The organism is Roseixanthobacter finlandensis (genome assembly GCF_043195105.2).
In the GTDB taxonomy this organism is placed as follows: Bacteria; Pseudomonadota; Alphaproteobacteria; order Rhizobiales; family Xanthobacteraceae; genus NCEH01.
The window spans coordinates 3,249,336-3,273,143 of the sequence record NZ_CM195536.1 but is presented as its reverse complement, the minus strand read 5'-3'; the positions used below and the strand labels follow the sequence as shown (position 1 = coordinate 3,273,143).

21 protein-coding genes are annotated in these 23,808 nt (G+C 66.4%); 8 read left to right on the top strand and 13 right to left on the bottom strand.

Annotated elements, in window-relative coordinates:
* Nucleotides 1-46: 46 nt before the first annotated feature.
* The 11 genes from V5G24_RS15510 to V5G24_RS15460 are packed head-to-tail and all read right to left on the bottom strand — an operon-like array spanning nucleotide 47 to nucleotide 13,758.
* Complete coding sequence (locus V5G24_RS15510) at nucleotides 47-1,225, bottom strand: NnrS family protein (protein ID WP_394081388.1); 1,179 nt, start codon at nucleotides 1,223-1,225, stop codon at nucleotides 47-49.
* Nucleotides 1,222-1,476, bottom strand: coding sequence for a hypothetical protein (locus V5G24_RS15505; RefSeq protein WP_394081390.1), 255 nt, complete (start codon nucleotides 1,474-1,476; stop codon nucleotides 1,222-1,224). The genes V5G24_RS15510 and V5G24_RS15505 overlap by 4 nt, the downstream gene beginning before the upstream one ends.
* The gene (gene mog, locus V5G24_RS15500) at nucleotides 1,469-2,005 is read right to left on the bottom strand and encodes a molybdopterin adenylyltransferase (RefSeq protein ID WP_394082092.1); all 537 of its coding nucleotides are present in this window, start codon (nucleotides 2,003-2,005) and stop codon (nucleotides 1,469-1,471) included. The genes V5G24_RS15505 and mog overlap by 8 nt, the downstream gene beginning before the upstream one ends.
* Before the next feature lie 6 nt (nucleotides 2,006-2,011).
* The gene (gene moaA, locus V5G24_RS15495; protein ID WP_394081392.1) at nucleotides 2,012-3,013 is read right to left on the bottom strand and encodes a GTP 3',8-cyclase MoaA; all 1,002 of its coding nucleotides are present in this window, start codon (nucleotides 3,011-3,013) and stop codon (nucleotides 2,012-2,014) included.
* Entirely contained in the window at nucleotides 3,010-3,291 is a 282-nt protein-coding gene (locus tag V5G24_RS15490; protein ID WP_394081394.1) for a hypothetical protein, read from the bottom strand. Before V5G24_RS15490 ends, moaA begins: the two co-directional genes overlap by 4 nt.
* A gap of 9 nt (nucleotides 3,292-3,300) precedes the next feature.
* Nucleotides 3,301-4,206 (bottom strand): peptidylprolyl isomerase, encoded by a 906-nt coding sequence (locus V5G24_RS15485; protein ID WP_394081396.1) that lies wholly within the window; start codon nucleotides 4,204-4,206, stop codon nucleotides 3,301-3,303.
* 5 nt (nucleotides 4,207-4,211) lie between these two features.
* Nucleotides 4,212-4,997 carry a respiratory nitrate reductase subunit gamma gene (gene narI, locus V5G24_RS15480; RefSeq protein ID WP_394081398.1) on the bottom strand — a complete coding sequence of 262 codons (786 nt, stop codon included), beginning with the start codon at nucleotides 4,995-4,997 and terminating at the stop codon, nucleotides 4,212-4,214.
* Between the two features lie 12 nt (nucleotides 4,998-5,009).
* Nucleotides 5,010-5,717, bottom strand: a complete 708-nt coding sequence (narJ, locus tag V5G24_RS15475; protein ID WP_394081400.1) for a nitrate reductase molybdenum cofactor assembly chaperone — start codon at nucleotides 5,715-5,717, stop codon at nucleotides 5,010-5,012.
* Nucleotides 5,717-7,243 carry a nitrate reductase subunit beta gene (gene narH, locus V5G24_RS15470; protein WP_394081402.1) on the bottom strand — a complete coding sequence of 509 codons (1,527 nt, stop codon included), beginning with the start codon at nucleotides 7,241-7,243 and terminating at the stop codon, nucleotides 5,717-5,719. Before narH ends, narJ begins: the two co-directional genes overlap by 1 nt.
* Complete coding sequence (locus V5G24_RS15465) at nucleotides 7,240-10,983, bottom strand: nitrate reductase subunit alpha (RefSeq protein ID WP_394081404.1); 3,744 nt, start codon at nucleotides 10,981-10,983, stop codon at nucleotides 7,240-7,242. Before V5G24_RS15465 ends, narH begins: the two co-directional genes overlap by 4 nt.
* 24 nt (nucleotides 10,984-11,007) lie before the next feature.
* Complete coding sequence (locus V5G24_RS15460; protein ID WP_394081406.1) at nucleotides 11,008-13,758, bottom strand: nitrate/nitrite transporter; 2,751 nt, start codon at nucleotides 13,756-13,758, stop codon at nucleotides 11,008-11,010.
* A 247-nt stretch (nucleotides 13,759-14,005) separates the two neighbouring features.
* On the opposite strand from V5G24_RS15460, the gene V5G24_RS15455 reads away from it, so the two are divergent.
* Complete coding sequence (locus tag V5G24_RS15455; RefSeq protein ID WP_394081408.1) at nucleotides 14,006-14,701, top strand: cyclic nucleotide-binding domain-containing protein; 696 nt, start codon at nucleotides 14,006-14,008, stop codon at nucleotides 14,699-14,701.
* A gap of 140 nt (nucleotides 14,702-14,841) precedes the next feature.
* On the opposite strand, the gene hmpA is transcribed toward V5G24_RS15455, so the two are convergent.
* A complete protein-coding gene (gene hmpA / locus V5G24_RS15450) occupies nucleotides 14,842-16,053 on the bottom strand; it encodes an NO-inducible flavohemoprotein (RefSeq protein ID WP_394081410.1) in 1,212 nt (403 codons plus the stop codon).
* 244 nt (nucleotides 16,054-16,297) lie between these two features.
* On the opposite strand from hmpA, the gene V5G24_RS15445 reads away from it, so the two are divergent.
* Nucleotides 16,298-16,825: an Rrf2 family transcriptional regulator gene (locus V5G24_RS15445; protein ID WP_394081412.1), complete on the top strand. Its 528-nt coding sequence runs from the start codon at nucleotides 16,298-16,300 to the stop codon at nucleotides 16,823-16,825.
* A complete protein-coding gene (locus V5G24_RS15440; RefSeq protein ID WP_394081414.1) occupies nucleotides 16,822-16,974 on the top strand; it encodes a hypothetical protein in 153 nt (50 codons plus the stop codon). The genes V5G24_RS15445 and V5G24_RS15440 overlap by 4 nt, the downstream gene beginning before the upstream one ends.
* A 57-nt stretch (nucleotides 16,975-17,031) precedes the next feature.
* Here V5G24_RS15440 and V5G24_RS15435 read toward each other — a convergent pair whose 3' ends face one another.
* Nucleotides 17,032-18,009, bottom strand: coding sequence for a sugar-binding transcriptional regulator (locus V5G24_RS15435; RefSeq protein ID WP_394081416.1), 978 nt, complete (start codon nucleotides 18,007-18,009; stop codon nucleotides 17,032-17,034).
* A gap of 345 nt (nucleotides 18,010-18,354) precedes the next feature.
* Between V5G24_RS15435 and phnA the strand changes: the two genes are divergently transcribed.
* Genes phnA through V5G24_RS15410 form a run of 5 tightly spaced genes read left to right on the top strand, consistent with a single transcriptional unit; the run spans nucleotide 18,355 to nucleotide 23,806 of the window.
* Nucleotides 18,355-19,638, top strand: coding sequence for a phosphonoacetate hydrolase (gene phnA / locus V5G24_RS15430; protein WP_394081418.1), 1,284 nt, complete (start codon nucleotides 18,355-18,357; stop codon nucleotides 19,636-19,638).
* 2 nt (nucleotides 19,639-19,640) lie between these two features.
* On the top strand, nucleotides 19,641-20,924 hold the full coding sequence (locus V5G24_RS15425; RefSeq protein ID WP_394081420.1) for an alkaline phosphatase family protein: 1,284 nt from the start codon (nucleotides 19,641-19,643) through the stop codon (nucleotides 20,922-20,924).
* Nucleotides 20,917-22,032 carry an ABC transporter ATP-binding protein gene (locus V5G24_RS15420; protein WP_394081422.1) on the top strand — a complete coding sequence of 372 codons (1,116 nt, stop codon included), beginning with the start codon at nucleotides 20,917-20,919 and terminating at the stop codon, nucleotides 22,030-22,032. Before V5G24_RS15425 ends, V5G24_RS15420 begins: the two co-directional genes overlap by 8 nt.
* Nucleotides 22,029-22,967 carry a carbohydrate ABC transporter permease gene (locus V5G24_RS15415; protein WP_394081424.1) on the top strand — a complete coding sequence of 313 codons (939 nt, stop codon included), beginning with the start codon at nucleotides 22,029-22,031 and terminating at the stop codon, nucleotides 22,965-22,967. Before V5G24_RS15420 ends, V5G24_RS15415 begins: the two co-directional genes overlap by 4 nt.
* Nucleotides 22,964-23,806, top strand: coding sequence for a carbohydrate ABC transporter permease (locus V5G24_RS15410; protein ID WP_394081426.1), 843 nt, complete (start codon nucleotides 22,964-22,966; stop codon nucleotides 23,804-23,806). Before V5G24_RS15415 ends, V5G24_RS15410 begins: the two co-directional genes overlap by 4 nt.
* The last annotated feature ends 2 nt before the right edge of the window (nucleotides 23,807-23,808 follow it).

Genomic DNA, 23,808 nt, shown 5'->3' with positions numbered 1-23,808 from the left:
CCGCCCGGACATGTCGGCAGTTAAGTTGCGTGCCTTTGTGTGGGCCTCATTTTCCCAGTAGAAAACGCCCATAGGCCATCACGAAGACGACAAAAGCTGCGACCCAGGCCGAGCCCGCCAGATACATCAAGGGAATAGCCCAGGTGGTCGCGAATATCATGGCGAGGCGCAGTCCCACGGCCACCGAAATCAGCATGTAGCTGGCCAGCGTCGCGCGCGAGGCCTGCAAGGTGTGCCCGGTATGCCCCAGCGTGGCCCGCGTCATGATGGCCAGCGTCATGGTGCCGATGGCACCGATGCCCCAGACATGGATGCCAAAGGCCAGCGGAACACGTTCTGGTGCGAAGGCATGGGCTCCGGCCGCAAGAAAGCCCGCCGCACCGAACAGGAAGCCGACGTGGAGTACCAGGACAATCCCGCTCGATCGGGTGCGCCAGCCCTGCCACCGTGAGAGCCGCCAGAGGTTCGCGCCGCCGGCCAGCAGTAGAGCCGTGCCGGTGGCGCGGGCATTGGGCTGGGCCACCCATAGCGCCAGCGCAGCCCCCGACAGCGCCAGGAAAATGCCATCGACCGGGCCGAACGGCACCGGCCGCGCCGTCACGCCTTGCTTGGCCAGCCAATTGTGCGTGAAGCTCGGCACCACGCGCCCGCCCACCAGCAGGATCAGCGCAATCATCAGGGCCACGCCGGCGCGGGCGGAAACCGCCGCCGTCCCCTCCAGCGCCGCTTCCACATGGAACATGGCATTGGCGAGACCCAACAGCAGCACAAGGATCGCCACCTTGAGATTGCGCCAGTTGCGCCCTGCCACCACCTCGCGCCCGATCACCAGCCCGAGGACCAGCAGAAAGCCGGCATCAATGGCGAAGGCCGGGATCCATCCGATCCGCGCCGAGAGAAACACCGCGATGCGCCCGGCTAGCCACACCGCCGCCAGGGCGATCAGGGGACGGCCCGCCACCGGCAGGCGTCCGGTCCAGTTCGGCACCGCGGTGAGCAGGAAGCCGGCGACGACGGCGGCACCGAAGCCGTAGACCATTTCATGGACGTGCCAATCCTGCGGCGAGAAGGCGGTGGGAATCGTGATCTCGCCAGTAAAGAATGGGGGCCAGATGGCGATGGCCGCCACCGCCCAGAGCCCACCGGCGAGGAAGAAAGGCCGGAAGCCCCGGCTCCAGAGGGGCGCGCCCTCGTACGCCCGGCGCGCCTGCGCGGTCCGTTTCATGCGCCAAGCCCTTTCATGGCAAGAATAGCCCGTGGGCGCCCGCGACCGCGCCGAGTACCGTTAAGCCCGGCACCGGCCAGCAAAACCACGTGGATCAGGCCGGTGTTCAGTAGAGAGGCCTGCGGTTGCGTCCACATCCCCTGCTCGACGCGGCGATGGAGCAATGGCACCAGCGTGAAGAAGGCGAGGCCGCCGATCCCGTGGATTACGGCGATCACGTGCAGCGCACGGGCGATGGCGACATCATCCATTACGGCTCTCTGATCCCGGGCGGAACGCCGCGACCACGGCGGGATGGGTCTCGATGCGGCCCGCGCCGATGAGATCAAGGGCATAGGGCACGGCGGGAAACACCGCGCTCAGGCAGGTGGCGATGGCGGCGGGCTTGCCCGGCAGGTTGACGATGAGCGTCGTGCCCCGCACCCCAGCGGTCTGGCGCGACAGGATGGCGGTGGGCACCTCCTTCAGGCTCGCCCGGCGCATGACCTCGCCGAACCCTGGAAGCTCCTTTTCGAACACAAGGCGCATCGCCTCGGGCGTGAGGTCGCGCGGCGCGGGGCCGGTGCCGCCGGAAGTGAGGACGAGGTCGAGCCGCTCCTCATCCGCCATATGCACCAGGGCCGCGCGCACGCTTTCGACCCCGTCGGGGATCACCCGGCGCACCGGGTTCCAGGGTGATGAGATGGCGTGGGCGAGCCATTCCTCCATGGCCGGACCGGCGCGGTCGGCATAGTCGCCTCGGCTGGCCCGGTCGGAGATGGTGAGGATGCCGATGCGCACCATGGCTCAGCCTCCCAGCACCGACATGTGCCGCGCCGTTGCCGGTGCGCCATTGCGGGCGATTTCGAAATCGTGGCCGCGCGGCTTGCCCCGGATGCCGGCATCGATGGCGGCGTGGAGGGCGTCGTCGCCTTCCGAGGCCCGCAGCGGCGCGCGCAGATCGACCTGCGCCTCCTGCCCCAGGCAGGTGTAGAGCACGCCCTTGGCGCTGACCCGCACCCGGTTGCAGGTCTCGCAGAAGCTATGTGTGAGCGGTGTGATGAATCCGATGCGTCCCCCGGTCTCGCCGACCCGCGCGTAGCGCGCCGGCCCGCCGGTGCGCTCGCAGGTGTCGGTCAGCGTCCAGCGCTGTTCGATGATGCGCCGCAGGTCGCTGAGCGGCAGATATTGTTCGGTCCGGTCCTCGCCCACATCTCCGAGCGGCATGGTCTCGATCAGGGTCAGGTCCATGCCGCGCCCGTGGGCAAAAGCGATGAGATCATGGATCTCGGCTTCCGTGCTGCCCTTCAGCGCCACGGCGTTCAGCTTCACCTTGAGCCCGGCCGCCTGCGCCGCCAGCAGCCCCTCCATCACCACGCCCAGGGTGCCGCGGCGGGTGATGGCGCGGAAGCGGGCGGCATCCAGCGTGTCGAGGGAGACGTTGATCCGGCGCACGCCGGCGCGGGCCAGCGCATCCGCATGGCGCGCCAGGAGGCTGGCGTTGGTGGTGAGCGTCAATTCCTTCAGCCGTCCGGTCGTCAGATGGCGGGAGAGGTTGGCGACCAGATCGAGCACGCCCTTGCGCACCAGCGGTTCGCCGCCGGTGAGGCGGATCTTCGAGACGCCGCGGGCGATGAAGGCGGAGGCGAGGCGATCCAGTTCCTCAAGGGTCAGCAATTCGTTGCGCGGCAGAAAGGTCATGTCTTCCGACATGCAATAGATGCAGCGCAGGTCGCAGCGATCGGTGACCGAGAGTCGCAGATAGCTGATCCGTCGCCCGAAGGTATCGACGAGGCCGCAGCGTGTCATGCGGTGCCCTCCGGCAAAGCTGCGGACAGGATGGCACGGACGGCGGCGAGGCCGGGATCCTCGGCTCGGTTCATGATGCCGATGAGCTGAACGAACTGCTCATCGCTCGCCGCATCCAGGAAATTCCGCAACAAGGCGGCCATCACCTCCCAGGGCGCACGGCCATCGGCTTGGGCGGCTGCCGCGAGCCGGGCCGAGAGGTCCGGGCCATCAAGGGCGGAGAGAACGCGCGCCGAGACCGCAGGGTCGTCGAGCGCCGCGATGAGCACGCCGAGCATGGCCTTCCCCTATTGCACGAGGGGCGTGTCGGCGCCGCCGAGCACGATGCCCTTGATGTCGGCTCGGCCCACCAGCAGCGAAACGTACTGGGCATGGGCCGCATGGGTCACATGGTCTTCCAGATAGGCCGCGATCCGCTCTCGCACGGCCTCGAAGGGCAGTTGTCGCCCCGCGATGCACCGATGCATGCGAATGAGATGGACCCCGTAGCGGGTTTCCACCGGGCCGGACATCTGGCCGGCCGACAGAGCGGCAAGCGCCACCTGGAACTCCGGCGTGGTGTCGCCCGGACCGATCTGGCCGAGGCTCCCGCCGACCGCCGCCGACGGGCAATCGGAATGCGCCCGTGCCAAGGCGCCAAATCGCTCGGGCGCGGCCGCAAGCTCGGACGCCAGCAGCCCCGCCTTCTCCCGCGCGGCGGCAAAGGTCACCGGATCGTCGCGGCGGGCGGCGCACAGGATGTGGTCCACCTCCCACAGCGGCGGCGAGACAAAGCGCCGAAGGTTCTGGCCATAGAAGCGCTCCAGAGCCGCCGCGTCGGCAACCGGCGTGCGCACTTCCTGCTCCAGCAGCGCACGCATCAGCGCCTCTTCCTCGGTCTCGCGCCGGCCGGCGGTGTCCAGCTTCGGTTCGGCCTCGATGTCCAGCCGCCGGGCCTCCTGGAGCAGAAGCTCGCGGATGACCAGGGCGCGGGTAGCTGCAGTCCACCCCTCGGCCGGCGTGCGCGCCGGGGTGTTCTGCACCTCGGCGGCGATCGCCTTGCGGGAGACGGGCACGCCGTTGACGCTGACGGCAGGCATGGACACGGGCTCCCTGGATGGCGCCGTCGCCCGCTGCGCGGGGGCATGGGTGTGGGGATGTTCGTGCTCGGCGGCGGCGCGGTTGGCGCCGTGATCGACAATCAGCGTGACCATGGCTCTCATTCCCCCCGCTGCCGGGCCGGATAGATCGGCACCGGGCGCACGGCGATGGTTGCGGCAGGATGATGGGCTTGCGCGGTCTCGCGTCCCCGCCAATGGGTGAAACGCGTGCGCACCACCTGGTAGCCAGGACGGCCGAGATACCAGATCGGCGCGCTCCACACGTGCACCAGCCGGGTGAAGGGGAAGACCAGGAAGAGGGTCATCCCGAGCAGCAAGTGGGCCTTGAAGATGGGGTTCACGTCGGACACATAGGCCGCCGCCGACGGCTGCAATGTCAGGATGCCTTGGGCCCAGTTCATGAATTTCACCATCTCGTGGCCGTCCATGTGGCCCAGCGAGACGAAGATGGTGGAGAGCCCCAGGGTGAGCTGCGCCCAGAGGAGCAGCAGGATCGCGGTGTCGCCGAAGCTCGACGTCGCGCGGATGCGCGGGTCGAACAACCGGCGATGGGCGAGCAGGGCGAAGCCGATAAAACAGGCGAGGCCGGCGATACCGCCCACGGTTATGGCCAGCCCCTGCTTGAAGGAATGGCTGACGCCCAGCATGTCGAACACCCAGATCGGCGTCAGCAGCCCCACCGCGTGACCGGCAAAAATCAGCAGGATGCCCACATGGAACAGGTTCGAGCCGAGGCGCAATTGCTTGCGTCGCAGAAGCTGGGAGGAGCCGGTCTTCCAGGTGTACTGCTCGCGGTCGAAGCGGATCAGGCTGCCCAGCAGGAACACGGTGAGGCACAGGTAAGGGTACCAGCCGAAGAGTGCGGAATTGATGGCTGTGGACATGGTGCGTCTCCCTCAGGCGGTGACAGTGCGCGCGTCCCGCGCGCCGGCGCGGATCTGGGTGCGCAGGCGATCGACGGAGCAGCCGTCGAGGGCTTCGCCGGGGCCGAACACCACGGCGGATTCCTCCCAGGCGGCGTCCAGCGCAGCGAGATCGTCGATCTCCGGCACGCAGGGCGTGGTCGGGTCCAGGACCATGGGCGGCGCTCCGGCCGCGGCACGAATGGCCGCAAACACCGCCGCGTAGGGCGTTCCGCGCTTGGTAAGCCGTTCTTCAAGAGTGGCGAGGATGTGATCGGTATCCGCGAGCAGCCCGCGCGCCTCCGCGCGGGGCCGGGTGGCCACATATTCCAGGAACAACGGCAGGTAGTCGGGCAGTTCGTTGGCCGCCAGCATCATGCCACCGGCATCGTAGAGCCCGGCCAGGTCCACCATGGCCTGGCCCCGGTCGCGGCTCTCGCCATGCACGTGCTCGAACAGGTGCAGCGACAATTTTCGGGTCCGGTCGAACAGGTCCACATACCGCGCCTGCAACTCGTAAAGGTCGAGCGTGCGCAGGTCGTTCAGCAGCGGTGTCAGGGCCGCATGGCGCCGCGCATCGAGGAGGCCCTCGGCGGCGAGCGCCGCGTCGATCTCGCAGACGGCGTCCACCAGCGGCGCGCCGGGATAGACCAGCAGCGCCGACAGGGCCTTGAAGGTGATGGACTCAAGGGCGGCGGTCATCACACGATCTCCATCGGGTTCGTGGGCTGCTTGGCCTGCCTGGTGCCGAACAGATTTGTCTCCGACGTGCCGCCGGAGCAGCCGTTGCCGAAGGAGAAGCCGCAGGAACCGCGCAGATCCTGGGCGTCTTCGCTCCATTCGCGGTGGGCGGTGGGGATGACGAAGCGATCCTCGTAGTTGGCGATTGCCATCACCTGGTACATCTCCTCGATGGCCGCGCCGGTGAGCCCTACCTCGGCGGCGATCCGCTCGTCGAGGCGGCCATCCACCGTCTTGGCCCGCATGTAGCCGCGCATGGCCAGCATGCGCTCAAGGGCCAGCGCCACCGGCTCCTCGTCGCCGGCGGTGAGCAGATTGGCGAGATATTGCAGCGGGATGCGCAGGGAGCGCACGTCCGGCATGTCGCCATTGACGCCCATCTTGCCCGCGGCCGCCGCCGACTGGATCGGCGACAGCGGCGGCACGTACCATACCATGGGCAAGGTGCGGTATTCGGGATGCAGCGGGAAGGCGATCTTCCACTCCATCGCCATCTTCCACACCGGCGAACGCTGGGCCGCGTCCAGCCAGGCTTCCGGCACGCCGTCCGCCCGCGCCTGGGCGATCACCGCCGGATCCTTCGGATCGAGAAACAGCTTGAGCTGCGCCTCGTAGAGGTCCTTCTCGTCCGGCACGCTGGCGGCGGCTTCAATGCCGTCGGCATCGTAGAGCACCACGCCCAGATAGCGGATGCGCCCCACGCAGGTTTCCGAGCAGACGGTCGGCTGGCCCGCCTCGATGCGCGGATAGCAGAAAATGCACTTCTCCGACTTTCCCGAAGACCAGTTGTAATAAACCTTCTTGTAGGGACAGCCGGAGACGCACATGCGCCAGCCGCGGCACTTGTCCTGGTCGATGAGGACGATGCCGTCTTCCTCGCGCTTGTAGATGGCGCCGGAGGGGCACACCGCAGCGCAGGTCGGGTTCAGACAATGCTCGCACAGGCGCGGCAGATACATCATGAAGGTGTTTTCGAACTGGCCGTAGATTTCTTTCTGGATCCCCTCGAAATTCACGTCCTTGGCGCGCTTCTCGAATTCACCGCCAAGAATTTCCTCCCAGTTCGGGCCCCATTCGATCTTCTCCATGCGCTGTCCCGAGATGGCCGAACGGGGCCGCGCGGTGGGGAACGCCTTGGATTCTTTCGCGGTGTGCAAATGTTCGTAGTCGAAGGTGAAGGGCTCGTAATAGTCGTCGATCTCCGGAAGATCTGGGTTGGCGAAGATGTTGGCCAGAACGCGCCACTTGGCACCCATCTTAGGCTCGATGCGGCCGTTCTTCTTGCGTTGCCAGCCGCCGTTCCACTTTTTCTGGTTCTCCCACTCGCGGGGATAACCGACGCCGGGCTTGGTCTCCACATTGTTGAACCAGGCGTATTCCACGCCTTCGCGGTTGGTCCAGACGTTCTTGCAGGTCACGGAGCAGGTATGGCAGCCGATGCACTTGTCGAGGTTCAGCACCATGGCGATCTGTGCGCGGATTTTCATTGTGCAGCCTCCATCGGCAGGTGGGTGGTCAGCGGGCCTTCGAGCCAGTCCACTTCGGCCATCTTGCGGACGACGATGAATTCATCGCGGTTGGCGCCCACGGTGCCGTAATAGTTGAAACCATAGGCTTGCTGGGCGTAGCCGCCGATCATGTGGGTGGGCTTGAGCACCGTGCGGGTCACCGAATTATGGATGCCGCCGCGGTTGCCGGTGAGCTCGGAGCCCGGCGTATTCACGATCTTTTCCTGGGCGTGATACATCATCATCATGCCCGCCTTGATGCGCTGGGACACCACCGCGCGGGCGGTCAGCGCCCCATTGATGTTGAAGACCTCGACCCAGTCGTTATCGATGATGCCGCCGGCCTTGGCGTCCGTCTCCGAAATCCACACCACCGGGCCGCCGCGATTGAGCGTCAGCATCAGCAAATTGTCGGAATAAGTGGAGTGGATGCCCCATTTCTGGTGCGGGGTCAGGAAATTGAGGACGAGTTCCTTATTGCCGTTCGGCCGCAGATCCTTGACCCCGACAATGGTCTTCAGGTCCACCGGCGGCTTCCAGGTCACGAGGCCTTCGCCGAAGGCCCGCATCCACAGATGGTCCTGATAGAGCTGCTGGCGCCCGGTGAGCGTGCGCCAGGGGATCAACTCGTGGACATTGGTGTACCCGGCATTGTAGCAGACCTTCTCGCTCTCGATGCCGGACCAGGTGGGCGATGAGATGATCTTGCGCGGCTGGGCCTGAATATCGCGGAAGCGGATCTTCTCGTCCTCCTTGGCCAGCGCAAGATGGGCATGTTCGCGGCCTGTGGCCTTGGAGAGCGCCTCCCAGGCTTTCACCGCCACCTCGCCGTTGGTCTCCGGCGCCAGCATCAGGATGACTTCGGCGGCGTCGATGTCGGTCTCGATCTTCGGCAAGCCGTGGGCGGCGCCTTCGCCGCGTACCCCGTTCAGAGCGCCGAGGGCCGCGACCTCATGCTCCGTGTTCCAACTGATACCCTTGCCGCCATTGCCGGCCTTGGCGAGCAGAGGGCCGAGGGCGGTGAAGCGCGCATAGAGGTTGGGATAGTCGCGCGTGACGACGCTGATCGCCGGCATCGTCTTGCCGGGGATCGGCTCCACTTCGCCGCGCACCCAGTCCTTCACGTCGATGGCCTGCGCCATCTCGCCCGGCGTGTCGTGCAGGATCGGGGTGAGGACCACGTCCTCCTCCACGCCCAGGACCTCCTGCGACACCTGCGAGAAGACCTTGGCCAGGCCCTTGTAGATGTCCCAGTCGCTGCGCGCCTCCCAGGCCGGGTCCACCGCCGCCGAGAGCGGATGGATGAAGGGGTGCATGTCGGAGGTGTTGAGGTCGTTCTTCTCGTACCAGGTGGCGGTGGGCAGGACGATGTCGGAATAGACGCAGGTGGTGGACATGCGGAAATCCAGCGTCACCAGCAGGTCCAGCTTGCCTTGCGGCGCGGTCTCGTGCCAGGCCACCTCCTGGTTGCGGACCGCGCCTTCCGGGCCGAGATCCTTGCCCATGACGCCGTGCGTGGTGCCGAGCAGATGCTTGAGGAAGTATTCGTGCCCCTTGCCTGAAGATCCCAGGAGGTTCGAGCGCCACACGAACATGTTGCGCGGCCAGTTGGCCGGATCGTCCGGGTCGTGGCAGGACAGCTCCAGCTCGCCCGACTTGAGAGCCTGGACGACATAGTCCTTCAGCTCCAGGCCGGCGGTCTTGGCCTTGGTGGCAATCTCCAGCGGGTTCTGCTTGAGCTGGGGCGCGGAGGGCAGCCAGCCCATGCGTTCGGCACGCACATTGTAGTCGATGAAGCTCTGGCCCCAATCGCCCTCGGGCGCGGTGGGCGAGAGGATCTCCGCCGCCGTCAGGGTCTCGTAGCGCCACTGGTCGGTGTGGGCATAGAAGAACGAGGTGGAATTCATGTGCCGGGGCGGCTTGCTCCAGTCGAGCGCGAAGGCGAGCGGCTGCCAGCCGGTCTGCGGGCGCAGCTTCTCCTGCCCTACATAATGAGACCATCCCCCGCCGGACTGGCCGATGGCGCCCCAGAACACCAGGAGATTGATGATCCCCCGGTAGGCCATGTCCATGTGGTACCAGTGGTTGATGCCGGCGCCCAGGATCACCATGGAGCGGCCGTTGGTCTTCTCCGCATTGGTTGCGAACTCGCGGGCCACCGTGATGATGGCGTCTCGCTTCACGCCGGTGATGCGTTCCGCCCAAGCGGGCGTGAAGGGCACGTCGTCGTCATAGCTTCGGGCCACGTGGTCGCCGCCGAAGCCGCGGTCGAGGCCGTAATTGGCCATCATCAGGTCGAACACCGTGGCGACCGTGATGCTGGAGCCATCCGCCGCGGCAAGGGTGCGCACCGGCACGTTGCGGGTGAGGATCTCGCCATGCTGGGTCGCGACGAAATGCTCGGTGGCGCGGCCGCCGAAATAGGGGAAGTCCACCGCGGCGATGTCGGCCCCCGCGCCGGCCAGGCTCAGCTTAAGGCGCGTGTCAGCGCCGCTGCCGTCCCTCTCTTCCAGGTTCCATTTGGCACTCTCATCCCAGCGAAAGCCAACCGAGCCGTGCGGCGCGACCAGTGCACCGGAAATCTCGTCAATCGCCACGGTCTTCCAATCAGGATTCCGGTCCTCGCCGAGGCCGCCGTCGAGATCGGAGGCGCGCAGCATCCGTTCCGGCACCAGACGGCCGTCCCGCGCCACGAGGCGCACCAGGAACGGCATGTCGGAATAGCGCCGGATATAGTCTTCGAAATAGGCCGCCTGCCGGTCGAGGTGATATTCCCGCAGGATCACATGGCCCATGGCGAGCGCCAGGGCGGCGTCGGTGCCCTGCTTGGGATTGAGCCAGATGTCGGCGAACTTGGTCGCCTCGGCATAGTCGGGGCTGACGACGGCGCTCTTGGTGCCCTTGTAGCGCACCTCGGTGTAGAAATGGGCGTCGGGCGTGCGGGTCTGCGGCACGTTGGAGCCCCAGACGATGATGAAGCCGGCATTGTACCAGTCGGCGCTCTCCGGCACGTCGGTCTGCTCGCCCCAGGTCTGCGGCGAGGCGGGCGGCAGGTCGCAATACCAGTCGTAGAACGACATGCAGACGCCGCCCAGCAGCGAGAGATACCGCGAGCCCGCCGCGTAGGAGACCATGGACATGGCGGGGATGGGAGAGAAGCCGATGACGCGATCCGGACCATGCGTCTTCACCGTATAGGCATTGGCGGCAGCGATGATCTCGTTGACCTCGTCCCAGGTCGCCCGGACCAGGCCGCCGTGGCCGCGAATGGCCGTGTAGGACTTCCGCTTGCCGGCATCCTCGACGATGGAGGCCCAGGCGGCCACCGGTGGCAGCGCGGCGCGCGCCTGCCGCCACAACTTGAGCAGGCGGCCCCGCACCATCGGGTATTTCACCCGCGCGCCGGAATAGAGGTACCAGCTATAGGAGGCGCCACGGGCGCAGCCGCGGGGCTCGTGGTTGGGCAGGTCCGGTCGTGTGCGCGGATAGTCGGTCTGCTGGGTCTCCCAGGTGACGATCCCACCCTTGACGTAGATCTTCCACGAGCACGAGCCGGTGCAGTTCACGCCATGGGTGGAGCGCACGATCTTGTCGTGCTGCCAGCGCTTGCGGTAGCCGTCTTCCCAGGAGCGGTCCTCATTGGTGACGATGCCATGGCCGTCGGAGAAGGTATCGACGGTCTTCTTGAAGAAGCTCAGGCGGTCGAGGAAGTGGGACATCAGTCTCGCCCTTATGAGAGGTGATTACTTGGCCGAAGCCGGACGGAGGGACGCGGCGCGCTTGGCGCGCTCGACGTCGTGCAGGAGGCCGCCCTTGCGGGTGTAGACGGCCCAGGTGATGGCGAGGCAGATCACGTAGAAGATGAGGAAGCCCCACAGTGCGGCCTCGGGCCCGCCGGTGAGCGCGATGGAGGTGCCGTAGCCCTTGGGGATGAAGAAGGCGCCGAACGCTGCGATGGCGGAGGTGAAGCCGGTGATGGCGGCGGATTCTTTCTCCACCTGGCGGCGCCGGGTCTCTGCATCGGCGTCGGGCATCAGCCGGCCCATCTCCTTGCCCATGATCGCCGGGATCATCTGGAAGGTGGAGGCATTGCCGACGCCGGTGGCGAAGAACAGCAGCAGGAAGGAGGCGAAGAAGCCCCAGAAGGCGCCCGGCTGGTCCTTGATGCCGATGAACCACAGCACGCCAGACACGCCGATCATCATCAGCACGAACGCCCACAGGGTGACGCGCGCGCCGCCATATTTGTCCGCCAGCCAGCCGGTTCCCGAGCGCGAGAGCGCACCGACCAGGGGGCCGAGGAAGGCGAATTGCAGTGCGTTCACGTCCGGGAACAGGGTCTTGGACAGCAGGGGGAAGCCCGCGGCGTAGCCGATGAAGGAGCCGAAGGTGCCAGTGTAGAGCCAGCACATGATCCAGTTGTGCTTGCGCCGGAAGATGATCGCCTGTTCAGCGAAGGAGGCCTTGGCATCGGCGATGTCGTTCATGCCGAACCAGGAGACGAACGCGGACAACACGATGAAGGGCACGAACACGAAGCCGGCATTCTGAAGCCACAGGGGAGTGGGACCCGTGGCGCCCTTCACCATGGCCGGATCGCCGCCCAGCCAGCCGAACACGCCCATGGTGATGGCAAGCGGCACCACGAACTGGACCACGCTGACGCCGAGATTGCCGAGGCCCGCGTTGAGGGCCAGCGCATTGCCCTTCTCCGCCTTGGGGAAGAAGAAGGAGATGTTGGACATGGAGGAGGCGAAGTTGCCGCCGCCGAAGCCGCAGAGCAGCGCCAGGATCAGCAGCACAACATAGGGCGTGTCGGGATTTTGCACCGCATAGCCGATGCCGAGCGCGGGGATGAGCAGCGACCAGGTGGTCAGCGTCGTCCACAACCGGCCGCCGAAGATCGGCACCATGAAGGAATAGAAGATCCGGAGCGTCGCGCCGGAAATGCCCGGCAGGGCCGCAAGCCAGAACAATTGGTCCGTGGTGAAGGTGAAGCCCACCAACGGTAGCTTGGCGACCACCACCGACCACACCTGCCAGATAGCAAACGACAGCAGCAGCGCGGGGATGGAGAGCCACAGATTGCGGCGGGCAATGGCGCGGCCGGTCTTGGCCCAGAACTCCGGATCTTCTGGACGCCAGTCGGTGAGCGCTCCGCCGTTCGGCCGCGCCGCGTTCTGCGGGGCGGGCATGCCCTGCATTTCCGGCAATTGCGGCAACCGGGCCAGCGCCTCACCGCCCGCCTCACGCTCCATCTGCCGGATCGCCACATGCATCCAGATGAGCGCGCCCGCCACCAGGACGAACAGCGCCATGAAGCAACTGGTCCACAGGCCGGTAAGATCCAGCAGGACGCCGAACAGGATCGGCAGCAGGAAGCCCCCGAGGCCGCCGATCATGCCGACGAGGCCGCCGACCGAACCGACGTGTCCGGGATAATAGACCGGGATGTGCTTGTAGACCGCAGCCTTGCCCAGGGCCATGAAGAAGCCGAGCACGAACACCGTTACCGTGAACGCGCCCAGCCCCATCTCCAAATGGAAGGCAATGGGGCCATGTACCCCGTGCACGATGTAATCGGTGGGCGGATAGGAGAGGACGAAGGTTGCAGCAATGGCGACCAGGAAGGTCCAATAGAGCACGCGCCGCGCCCCGTAGACGTCGGAGAGGTGGCCGCCATAGGCACGGAACAGGCTCGCCGGCACCGAGAAGAAGGCCGCCATCATGCCCGCCGCCTTGATGTCGAGGCCGTACACATTGATCAGATATTGCGGCAGCCACAGCGCCAGGGCGACGAAAGCGCCGAACACGAAGAAATAATAGATGGCAAAGCGCCAGACTTGGATGTTCTTCAACGGCTCAAGCTCAAGCCAGGCGCTCTTGGGCACCACGCCGGAGCGACGGCGCGCGACCAGAACCGGATCGTCCTTGGTGGTGAACCAGAACACGAGCGCCATGAGCACCAGGCCGGCCGCCCACACCTGCGCCACCATTTGCCAGCCGAAGGCCACAAGCACGAAGGGCGCGAGAAACTTGGTGACCGCGGCTCCCACATTGCCGGCGCCGAAGATGCCCAAGGCGGTGCCCTGCCGCTCCGGCGGATACCAGCGCGAGACATAGGCCACGCCCACGGCGAACGACCCGCCGGCGATGCCGACGCCGAGCGCGGCTATCAGCATCTGCGGATAGGTGTGGGCATAGGACAGCAGAAAAGTGGCGGCTGCGGCGGCGAGCATGGTGGCGGTGAAGACCACGCGGCCGCCATACCTGTCGGTCCAGATGCCGAGCACCACGCGGATCAGCGAGCCGGTAAGGATCGGGGTGCCGACGAGGAGGCCGAACTGGGTCTCGCTGAGGCCCAGTTCCTGTCGGATGCGGATTCCAATGATGGAAAAGATCGTCCAGACCGCGAAGCAAACGGTGAAGGCGAGCGTGCTCATGGCGAGCGACGTGCGCTGGTCTCCACGATCAACGTCTTGGATGGTAGTCATGATGGATCTCGGCCGTTTGCTCTGGCGCATCTGTGTCGCGCCCAGCCCGCAAATTGCTGCAAGTTCGATCCGTCAACTTTGATTTGAATCAGAATAAACAGATGACCGTGGCTAATTGCCCGAAACATTTTGGAATTCATAAGATTTATGATAATATATGGATCAGTAAATGATTGATTTATACCTATTAATTGACATTTGTTAAGCGGTCGCGTTCATGGAGGCCGTTATCACGACGGAGGCGTCCATGAGGATCGAGGATGCTGCTGTGATCCGCGAACTGCCGCTGTTCCGGAATGTCGAGCACGGCGCCTTTGCCCGGCTCATAGATGCGGGATTTCTGCAACGCTTTCCGCCCGGCGTGGTGCTGATCCAGGAAAGCGATCGGGCAGATTTCCTGCATGTGGTCGTGGAAGGGACCGCGGAGTTGTTCGCGGGGACTGGGGGGCGGGAGACCACCATCGAGCTGGTCCGCCCGGTGGGTCTTTTCATCCTCGCCGCCGTGCTGCGTGACCAGGTTTACCTTCAGTCGGCGCGGACCCTGGAGCGGTCCCTCATCCTCATGCTTCCGGCGGAAAGTGTGCGCGCCACTCTGGAGGCCGACCCCGCCTTCATGCGGGCGGTGGTCATGGAACTGGCCGGCGACTATCGGCGGACCATCCGAGATCTGAAAAACCTGAAACTCCGCAACGGAGCGGAGCGTCTCGCCAACTGGCTCATCCGCGCGGAATTGGAACAGGGCGCTACCGGAGCCGTCGAAATTCCAGTCGAGAAGCGCACGGTCGCGGCCCGGCTCGGCATGACGCCCGAGAATCTATCCCGCGCCTTTGCCACGCTCGCGGAATATGGGGTTCGGACAAAGGGCGCGCGGGTGGAGTTCACGGACCGGTCGGCCCTCGTCGCCTACGCCAAGCCGGATCCCCTGGTGGACCTGCCGGATTGAGCCCAGGCTCAATCATGAATCTCAGGGGATTGTGGAACATGGCGGCCGGGGCATACTGAGCTGAGCATCGCGGTAATGGCGGCGGCACGGAACCAACGAGGCGAAAAGCGTTCGCCCCGTTTATTTTTGCGGGCCTTCGATCAGGCGGCAAGCAATTCGTCGGCAGGACCAAAGAACTCGTAATGGACATGATCGGATGCAACGCCCGAAAGCGATAGCGCGGCGACCAGGGCGCGCAGGAACGGTCGTGGCCCGCACAGAAAATAATCCGCATCCTGTAGCGGCGTATGTGCCGTCAACCACTCGGCATCGATGCGGCCGGCTATGTCGAAGTCTCGACCCACGACGTCCTGCGCGCGCGGGGCTTCATAGAAGGTGGTCACCTTCGCCGCCCGCCCCGTGGCCGCCAAGCCTCGGACCTGAGCGGCCATGGCATGGGTGGTTCCATCAAGCGTGCCATGGACGAAATGCACGGGCTGCTCGGGGTGCCGGTTTACCAACGTTTCCAGCATCGCCACCATGGGTGTCAGACCAACGCCCCCCGACAGCAAGACGATGGGGCGCTCGGGACGGTCCTCGAGGAAGAACTCGCCGGCCGGCGGCGCGACCTTCAGCACCGTGCCGGGCACAGCCTGATCGTGCAGCCAAGTGGATGCGAGCCCCTTGTCCTCCCGTTTCACCGAGATGCGGTAGGTCTCGCCGTTGGCGGCATTCGAGATCGAATAGTTGCGCTTGATGGGCGCGTGACCTGGAATCTCGAGCCAGAAGGTGAGGTATTGTCCCGCTTTGTGGCGGAGCACCGGCTTGCCGTCGGCGGGACGCAGGACGAAGGAGGTGATGATCTCGCTCTCCGGCTGAACCGCATCCACGGCGAACGTGCGCCAGCCGGTCCAGCCACCATCCGCCGTCGCCAACTCGTGATAGATGCGGGTTTCGCGGGCCATCAGGATATGGGCGAGAAACCAATAGGCCTCCCGCCACGCCGCGAGGATGTCGTCGGTTGCAGCGTCACCCAGGATTGCCTTGATCGCTCCCAGCAGCGCCTCGGCCACATGGGGATAATGCTCGGGCAGAATCTGAAGCCCCACATGCTTCTGCGCGATCCGCTCGACGGCAGGCGCAAGAGCCGCGAGGTTTTCGATATTGGCAGCATAAGCGAGGATCGCCGTCGCCAGCGCCCGCGGCTGCGAGCCGGAATCGCCATGATGGGACTGGTTGAAGAGATCGCGGATTTCCGGATTCTGGAACATCCGGTCATACATCTCCCGCACGATTTCGAGCCCGTGGGCCTCAAGCGCGGGGACGGTCGCCTTCACGAGTAGCACGGTCTGATTGCTGAGGGTCTGCGACATTCTTCTCTCCCAGAGACGGCGCGGGTCGCCGCGTTACAAGCGATGGAAACACCGTCCAGGAGCAGGGTGGCGCGTCATGGCCGGCCTCTCTCGCGAGAGAGGCGGCGGGGCAGGATGCGGCTCTCACCGTGCGAGGCGGCAGCGCATGACTTAAATCATGCATCTGATATGCATGTATCAGTGCGGCTCGAAATATGCAAATCCGATGCATATATTTAGACATGGGGGGAGCGCAGGGGGATCCATGCGACTGACGCTGTACAGCGACTACGCCATGCGGGTGCTGGTGTATCTGGGAACCCACGGAGATCGGCTATGCTCGATAGCTGAGATCGCGCGCGGCTACGGCATCTCGCAGAACCATCTCATGAAGGTGGTGAATGACCTCTCGCGGGCAGGATATGTGGAGAGTGTCCGCGGCCGCTTCGGTGGCATCCGCCTCGCCCGCCCGGCAGAGTCTTTGAATATCGGCGACGTCATCCGGCATACCGAGGAGGGGTTCGACCTCGTGGATTGCTCGAAATGCGTCATCGCACCGGCGTGCGGCCTGACCAAAGTGCTCTGCGAAGCGGTCGCCGCATTCTTGCAGGTTCTTGATCGCTATACCCTGGCGGATCTGATCGGCCGGCGGGCTGCACTCGCCGGTATCTTTTCTCTTTCGTCCGCGAACGCGAGCGTCAAAGCCTCAGAGCAGATCGCAGCTTCGCCCCGGCCGGAGGTGCACTCGGTCTCGGCCAGGACCACGCGGCGGAAGAAGACACCGGCCGGATGACCGTCGGTACCGCAGCTTTGCTCCATATCTTCGGCTTTGGGGCAGAGGAAACGGAGGGCCAGTCCCTGGACATCATCATTTCCGAACCGTTCCGCGCCCGCCATTGGGCCGGGTACCGCCAGGCGGTCGCGAGCGGCGAGAGCCGCTAGAGCATTGTCTTCACGCGAACCGGTATCCACTTCGCTCGAAAATGTTCTCATCCAGCCCTAACCCAGCAAGGCCCCGGCCGCGTCCTCGTCGGTGATCAGCACGTGGCACAGGCCGGCGCGCAGGGCGGCGCGGATGATCGCGACTTTCTGCACGCCGCCGGCTGCAAGCACGCGCTCCTTGATCATGAGCAGATCCGCCAGCGTCGGATTGACGATGCGCGCCGTCAGCGGGTGGGTGACTGTCGCGCCCTCCGCTGTGAGGTAATGGCCGCAGATATCGCCCACCGCCCCGGCCTCCAGCAGCGCGCGGCGCGTTTCGGGTGAGATGACGCCATATTCCAGCGCCTTCGACTGGTCCGACAGGTCGATGGCGCTTAGCAGCGCCACATCGAGATCGCGCGCCATGGCGAGCACCGTGCGCACCGGCTCGCTGGCGACCAGCGCGTCGCGCAGTGCGGCGGTTTCGGCGAACATGGGGGCGGTGACGTAATAGCAGGTGGCGTCGAGCGCGCGCGCGATCATGGCGGCATTGTCGAACGGGTTGATATAGGTGCTCTGCGCCAGCCCGCCGCACAGCAGCACCACGCGGCTGCCATCGCCCGAGCGGCGCTTCAGGTTTTGCGCGGCGGCATTGATGGTGCCGCCCCAATTGATGCCGAGCGCGCCGCCCGGCGGCAGCGCTTGCGACACATAGCGCCCCGCCGCCGCCCCGATGAAGGCGCGCACGTCCGTGTCCGCCATGGGCGCGGGCACGACGATCGCGCGGGTGAGGCCGAACCGCGCCACCAGCAGCGCTTCCAGCTCCACGCAGGCGCCCACGGGATCGGTGATGGTGATCTGGACGAAGCCGCTCTCGCGCGCCTCGCCGAGGATGCGGTTGACCCGCTTGCGGGTGATCTTCAGGCGCTGGGCGATGGCGTCCTGGGTCTGACCTTCCTTGAAATAATACCAGCAGATGCGAGCGATGAGCGCGGCGTCGGCGCCGGCCTCCCCGTTCTCGCTGTCACCCGCCGGCGCTGTCTGAGTTTGGTTCACCGCATTGTCCTCGTCTCGGCCGTCCGCGCGGGATGTCCTTGCTAGAGCGTTTCCCCGATTCAGGGAATCGCGGAAACGCTCGGTCTTGTTGTGTCCCGCGCGTTTTCATCACGCGAACCGGTCTCCGGTTCGCGAAAACGCCCCGGGCGCGCGGGGGCAGGTGGCAGCAGCGCACCCGTACTTTCCCCTATTGGTACATATGTTCCTTTATCGTCACAAATGTGTTGTGACGTTTTGATATCCCTCCAGCCGACGAAAACAGCTTTTGCATCGCGCCCGCCAGGGGTGATGGTCGCGCGCATCGCGGCCGTGCGCCGGGGTGCGATTTCCAGGATGGATCGAGTGATGGGTGAAACAGAGCAGGCGGCCGCGCGGGTCGCGTCCGAGGGGACGCCGGGCCGCAGTGTCAGCGTGAACGGGCGCGCCTATGCTTGGCCGGCGCAGCCGACCGTGGTGGTGTGCTTCGATGGCTGCGACCCCGCCTATGTGGCGGCGGCGCGCGCCGCGGGCGTCGTGCCGACCCTGGAGCGCATGTGCCGCGAGGGCTTTTCCGCCCTGGCGCTGGCGGCGATGCCGACCTTCACCAATCCCAACAATGTCTCCATCGTCTGCGGCGTGCCGCCGGCGGTGCACGGGGTTTCCGGCAATTTCTATCTCGATCGTGAGACCGGCGCGGACGTCATGATAGTGGACGCGACGCCCATGCGCGCGCCGACCCTGCTCGCCGCCTTCTCGCAGGCGGGCGCGAAGGTTGTCGCCGTCACCGCGAAGGACAAGCTGCGCAAGGCGCTGGGCCACGGCCTCGCCGGCATCGCCTTTTCCGCCGAGAAGGCCGATGCGGCGCGCGCGGACGAGAACGGCATCAGCGATCTCGCCGCCCTGGTGGGGCGCGGCGCGCCGGACCAGTACAGCGCCGATCTTTCGCTCTATGTGCTCGATGCCGGCATCCGCCTGCTGGAGACGCGCCGGCCGGACCTGAGCTATCTGTCCCTGTCCGATTATGTGCAGCACAAGCACGCCCCCGATGCGCCCGAGGCGCTCGCCTTCATGCAGGCGGTGGATGATCGCCTCGCGCGCATCCTGGCCCTCGGCGCCCGGCTCGGCATCGTCGCCGACCATGGCATGAGCGACATGGCGACGGCCGACGGCACGCCGAACGTGATCTATCTCGGCGATCGGCTGGACGCGCTGTTCGGGGCGGGCGCGACCCGCGTCATCTGCCCGATCACAGACCCGTTCGTGCGCCATCATGGCGCCCTCGGCGGCTTCGTGCGGGTGCATCTGCAACGACCGGACGTCGCGCCCGAGGCGGTGCTGGACGCGATCCGCCAGATGCCGGGCATCGCCCTTGCCGCGCCGCGCGCGGAAGCCTGCTTGCGGTTCGACCTGCCGGAGGATCGCGAGGGCGATATCGCGGTGATCGCCGGCAAGGGCATCGCGCTCGGCGCCCATGCGCGCGATCACGATCTGTCGCAATTGTCCGGCGCGCGCCTGCGCTCCCACGGCGGGCTGGAGGAACAGGTGGTGCCGTTCATCCTCTCCCATCCCCTGAAAGCGGACCGGGCGGGGCGGCTCCAGCTGCGCAATTACGATGTGTTTTCCGTGCTGCTCAACGACGTGGCGGCCTGAACATGCGCCGCGCCATCCTGCTCATTCTCGACGGTCTGCGCCGCGACCTCCTCTCGCCGCGGACCACGCCGCGCCTCGCCGCATTCGCTGGCGGCGCCGAACGGTTCGACGCTTATCGCACGGTGTTTCCCTCCTGCACGCGCGTGGTTTCCGCCAGCCTTGCCACCGGCTGTTATCCGGCGCGCCACGGGCTCCAGGGCAACACCATGGCGCTGCTGGAAGGCGGCCATCTGGTGCGGCACGATGCCGGGCATCCCGATTTCCTCCAGCACAAGCGGCGCGTGACCGGGCGCTCGCTCGCCATGCCGACCCTGGCCGAGCGGGTGAAGGACCACGGCGGCGCGGTGGTGTTCTCCAACGTCTCGCCGGGCGCGGCCTATGCCCATGATCCCGACGGGCACGGCCATGTCTATCATCGCGCGGGTTCGTTCGGCCCCGGCCGGGTGCCGATGGACGAGGCGTGTGCCCTGCGTGTGGGGCTGGATGTCGCCGGCGACCGGGCGATGGCCGAACGCTTCATCGCCGAGGCGGTACTGGCCCCCACGCCGCCCGCGCTGGCGGTGCTCTGGCTCGGCGAGCCCGATGCGAGCCAGCATGCGTTGGCGCTCGGCTCCCCGGCGCATCTGGCGATCCTTGCAGAAGCCGATCGCACCGCCGGGCGCGTCATGGACGCGGTGGCGGGCCTGCCCGATCGCGAGGAGGTGCTGTTCCTGGTGGGATCGGACCACGGCCACCAGAGCGTCGCCGGCGTGGTGGATGTGGAGGCGGAACTGGTCGCCGCCGGGCTGAAGGACGCGACGGAGTCCGACGAGGTGGTGGTCGCCTCCAACGGCACGTCGGTGCTGATCTATCTGCATGTGGACGCTGAGGCGCGCGCGCCGGCGCTCGCTCGTTTCCTCGCGGCCTGCGACTGGGCCGGCACGGTGATCGCGCGGGATAAGCTCGCCGAAATCGGCCAGGCGGGGGACAATGGCCTCGCCTTCGCGGTCTCCCTGCGGGCGAGCGATGCGCCGAACGCCTTCGGCATCCCCGGCAGCAGCCTTGCCGCCCGGCGGGCGGGGGAGAAGAAGGCGGATGTGATCGGCGCCGGCCAGCATGGCGGGCTCGGCGCGGCGGAGCAGGCGCCGTTCCTGATGATTTCCGGGCGCGGGTTCGGCGCCGACGTGGCGCGCGGGCACGCCGCCTGCGTGATCGACATCGCGCCCACCATCCTCACCCATCTCGGCCTTGCGGCTGGCGACATGGACGGGCGGCCGCTCCAGGCGGCAGGGGGCGGGCATGGCTGACATCGAATTGCACGCCATCGAGAAGCGCTATGGCGACACCCGGGTGGTGAACGGGGTGTCGCTGACCATCCGCGACGGCGAATTCCTCACCCTCGTCGGTCCCTCCGGCTGCGGGAAATCCACCCTGCTGCGGATCATCGCCGGGCTGGAGGCGCAGGACAGCGGGGAGGTGCGCGTCGGCGGCACGTGCGTGGACGACCGGCGCCCGAAGGAGCGCGACGTCGCCATGGTGTTCCAATCCTATGCGCTCTATCCCCACCTCAGCGTGTTCGACAATATCGCGCTGCCGCTGCGCACCCGCCGCCTGAGCTTCGCCGAGCGGCTGCCTTTGATCGGCCGCGCCTTTCCCCGCCGGCGCGGCATCGAACGGGCGATCCGCGCCGAGGTCGAGCAGGCCGCCGCCATGCTGGACGTTGCCCATCTGCTCCATCGCAAGCCGGGCCAGCTTTCCGGCGGCCAGCGCCAGCGCGTCGCGCTCGGCCGGGCCATGGTGCGCCACCCGGCGGTGTTCCTCATGGACGAGCCGCTGTCCAATCTCGACGCCAAGCTGCGGGTGCAGATGCGGGCCGAGATCACGGCGCTGCATCGCCGGCTCGGCGTCACCTTCATCTATGTCACCCATGATCAGGCCGAGGCCATGACCATGTCGGACCGGGTCGCGGTGATGATGGGCGGGGAATTGCTCCAGGTCGCCCCGCCCGAGATGCTATATCGCGATCCGCAGGATCTGCGGGTGGCCGAGATGATCGGCAGCCCGAAGATCAATGTGGTCTCGCGCGCCCATTGGGCCGCACTCGGCGGCGCCGAGCCGGGCGGCCTGCATGCCGACACGACCCAGCTCGCCTTCCGCCCGGAGGATGCCGCGATCGCCGGGCCGGGCGCCGGCATGCTGGGTGGAAGCCTCGCCAGCATCGAAAATCTCGGCTCCGACATTTTCTTGAACGTGACGCTCGCGCACGGGGCGGGCGCCATCGTCGTGCGCACCCATCCCGATGCGCCGCGCGCACAAATCGGGCATCCGGTCTGCGTGCGCGTCGAGCACGCGCGCCTGATGCAGTTCGACAGCCAGGGCCGGCGCCTTGCCGCACTTGCGCGGGTGGCGGCATGAACAGCGCCGCGCCCCATCTCATCCGCGCGGGCCGCGCGGAGAAGAGCGCGCGTCCGGGTGCCGGGCAGAGCGAGGCGCGGGTCGGCTGGCTCGCGGTCTCGCCCGCAGCGGTGCTGCTGATCGGCCTTCTGTTCGGTCCGGCGGCGGCGGTGGTGCTGTTCTCGCTCACCGACTGGCAGCTCGGCGGCGCCAGCTTCCATTTCATCGGGCTGGCGAATTTCCAGGCTTTGTTCGGCGATCCGATTTTCTGGAAGGCGCTCGGCAACACGCTGCTCTATGTCGTGCTCGTGGTGCCCGGCACGGTGGGCCTCGGCCTCGGCGTGGCGCTGCTCATTGAGGCGAGCCCGGGGCTGCGCGGCTTCTACCGGGCGGCGCATTTCCTGCCCGTCATGTCCACCATGTCGGCCATGGCGATCGTGTGGGGCACCATGCTCCATCCCACCATCGGCCTGGTGAACCGGGCGCTCGGCGCGATCGGGATCAGCGGCGTGAACTGGCTGCGCGACGAGCATACGGCGCTGCTCGCGCTGGCGGTCATCGGCATCTGGCAGGGGTTCGGCTTTGCCATGGTGCTGTTCGTCTCCGGCCTGAAGGCGGTGCCGCAGCATCTCTACGACGCCGCCGCCATCGACGGCGCGGACGGCCTGTTCGATCGCCTGCGCCTCGTCACCCTGCCCATGCTCGGGCCGGTGACCATGTTCGTGGTGATCCTCACCGCCAGCCGCGCGTTCGAAGTGTTCGACGCCGTGCGCGTGCTCACCCAGGGCGGGCCGAACTATGCCTCCGAGGTGCTGCTGCATCGCCTCTACACCGAAAGCTTCGATTTCCTGCGCACCGGCTATGGGGCGGCGCTGACCGTGGTCTATCTCGCCATCGTGGTCGCGCTCACGCTGACCCAGGCGAAGCTCCTCGAACGGCGGGTGCATTACACATGAGCGCGCAAAAGAGACGCCGCGGGCGCGCCGGCCGCATCGCGCGGCATGTCCTGCTCGCCTGCACCGCGGCCTTCGCGCTGGCGCCGTTCGTCTGGATGATCAGCCTCTCGATCAAGCCGCCGCAGGAGATCTTCCAGGCGGATTTCCACCTGTGGCCGACGCAATTCTACGGCTTTGAGAATTATCGCATCGCCTTCACCGCCGCGCCCATGTTCACCTTCCTGCTGAACGGCTTGATGGTGTGCGCGGCGATCTTCACGCTGCAGCTTCTGGTCTGCGTGCCCTGCGCCTATGCGCTGGCGAAGCTGCGTTTCCACGGTCGCGATACCTTGTTCGCGGCGGTGCTGGTGGGCTTGCTGGTGCCGCCGCAGGCGCTGGCGATCCCCCATTTCGTGCTGCTCTACGTGTTCGGGCTTCTGGACACCTATGCGGCGCTGATCCTGCCCTGGGCGATTTCCGCCTTCGGCATCTTCCTGCTGCGGCAGTTCTTCCGCGCCATACCGGACGATGTGATCCACGCGGCGCGGCTCGACGGGCTCGGCGAATTCGAAATTATCTGGCGCATCATGGTGCCCATGAGCGCACCGGCCCTGGCCGCGTTCGGCATCTTCTCGGTGGTCGCCCACTGGAATGATCTGTTCTGGCCGCTGATCGCGGTGCGCAGCGCGGACATCTCCACGCCCGCGCTCGGCATTCTCCTGTTCCGGGACGATGAGGCGGGCCAGTTCCTCGGCCCGCTCATGGCGGGTGCGGCGATCATCGTCGCGCCGCTCCTACTCGCCTTCCTGATCGCGCAACGCCGGTTTATCGACGGCCTTGCCGTGACGACCATGAAATGACC

Bases quoted from the DNA above. Each gene is read 5' to 3' on its own strand.
- V5G24_RS15510 (WP_394081388.1), bottom strand. From the start codon at position 1,225: ATGAAACGGACCGCGCAGGCGCGCCGGGCGTACGAGGGCGCGCCCCTC.
- V5G24_RS15505 (WP_394081390.1), bottom strand. From the start codon at position 1,476: ATGGATGATGTCGCCATCGCCCGTGCGCTGCACGTGATCGCCGTAATC.
- moaA (WP_394081392.1), bottom strand. From the start codon at position 3,013: ATGACACGCTGCGGCCTCGTCGATACCTTCGGGCGACGGATCAGCTAT.
- V5G24_RS15490 (WP_394081394.1), bottom strand. From the start codon at position 3,291: ATGCTCGGCGTGCTCATCGCGGCGCTCGACGACCCTGCGGTCTCGGCG.
- V5G24_RS15485 (WP_394081396.1), bottom strand. From the start codon at position 4,206: ATGGTCACGCTGATTGTCGATCACGGCGCCAACCGCGCCGCCGCCGAG.
- narI (WP_394081398.1), bottom strand. From the start codon at position 4,997: ATGTCCACAGCCATCAATTCCGCACTCTTCGGCTGGTACCCTTACCTG.
- narJ (WP_394081400.1), bottom strand. From the start codon at position 5,717: ATGACCGCCGCCCTTGAGTCCATCACCTTCAAGGCCCTGTCGGCGCTG.
- narH (WP_394081402.1), bottom strand. From the start codon at position 7,243: ATGAAAATCCGCGCACAGATCGCCATGGTGCTGAACCTCGACAAGTGC.
- V5G24_RS15465 (WP_394081404.1), bottom strand. From the start codon at position 10,983: ATGTCCCACTTCCTCGACCGCCTGAGCTTCTTCAAGAAGACCGTCGAT.
- V5G24_RS15460 (WP_394081406.1), bottom strand. From the start codon at position 13,758: ATGACTACCATCCAAGACGTTGATCGTGGAGACCAGCGCACGTCGCTC.
- V5G24_RS15455 (WP_394081408.1), top strand. From the start codon at position 14,006: ATGAGGATCGAGGATGCTGCTGTGATCCGCGAACTGCCGCTGTTCCGG.
- hmpA (WP_394081410.1), bottom strand. From the start codon at position 16,053: ATGTCGCAGACCCTCAGCAATCAGACCGTGCTACTCGTGAAGGCGACC.
- V5G24_RS15445 (WP_394081412.1), top strand. From the start codon at position 16,298: ATGCGACTGACGCTGTACAGCGACTACGCCATGCGGGTGCTGGTGTAT.
- V5G24_RS15440 (WP_394081414.1), top strand. From the start codon at position 16,822: ATGACCGTCGGTACCGCAGCTTTGCTCCATATCTTCGGCTTTGGGGCA.
- phnA (WP_394081418.1), top strand. From the start codon at position 18,355: ATGGGTGAAACAGAGCAGGCGGCCGCGCGGGTCGCGTCCGAGGGGACG.
- V5G24_RS15425 (WP_394081420.1), top strand. From the start codon at position 19,641: ATGCGCCGCGCCATCCTGCTCATTCTCGACGGTCTGCGCCGCGACCTC.
- V5G24_RS15420 (WP_394081422.1), top strand. From the start codon at position 20,917: ATGGCTGACATCGAATTGCACGCCATCGAGAAGCGCTATGGCGACACC.
- V5G24_RS15415 (WP_394081424.1), top strand. From the start codon at position 22,029: ATGAACAGCGCCGCGCCCCATCTCATCCGCGCGGGCCGCGCGGAGAAG.
- V5G24_RS15410 (WP_394081426.1), top strand. From the start codon at position 22,964: ATGAGCGCGCAAAAGAGACGCCGCGGGCGCGCCGGCCGCATCGCGCGG.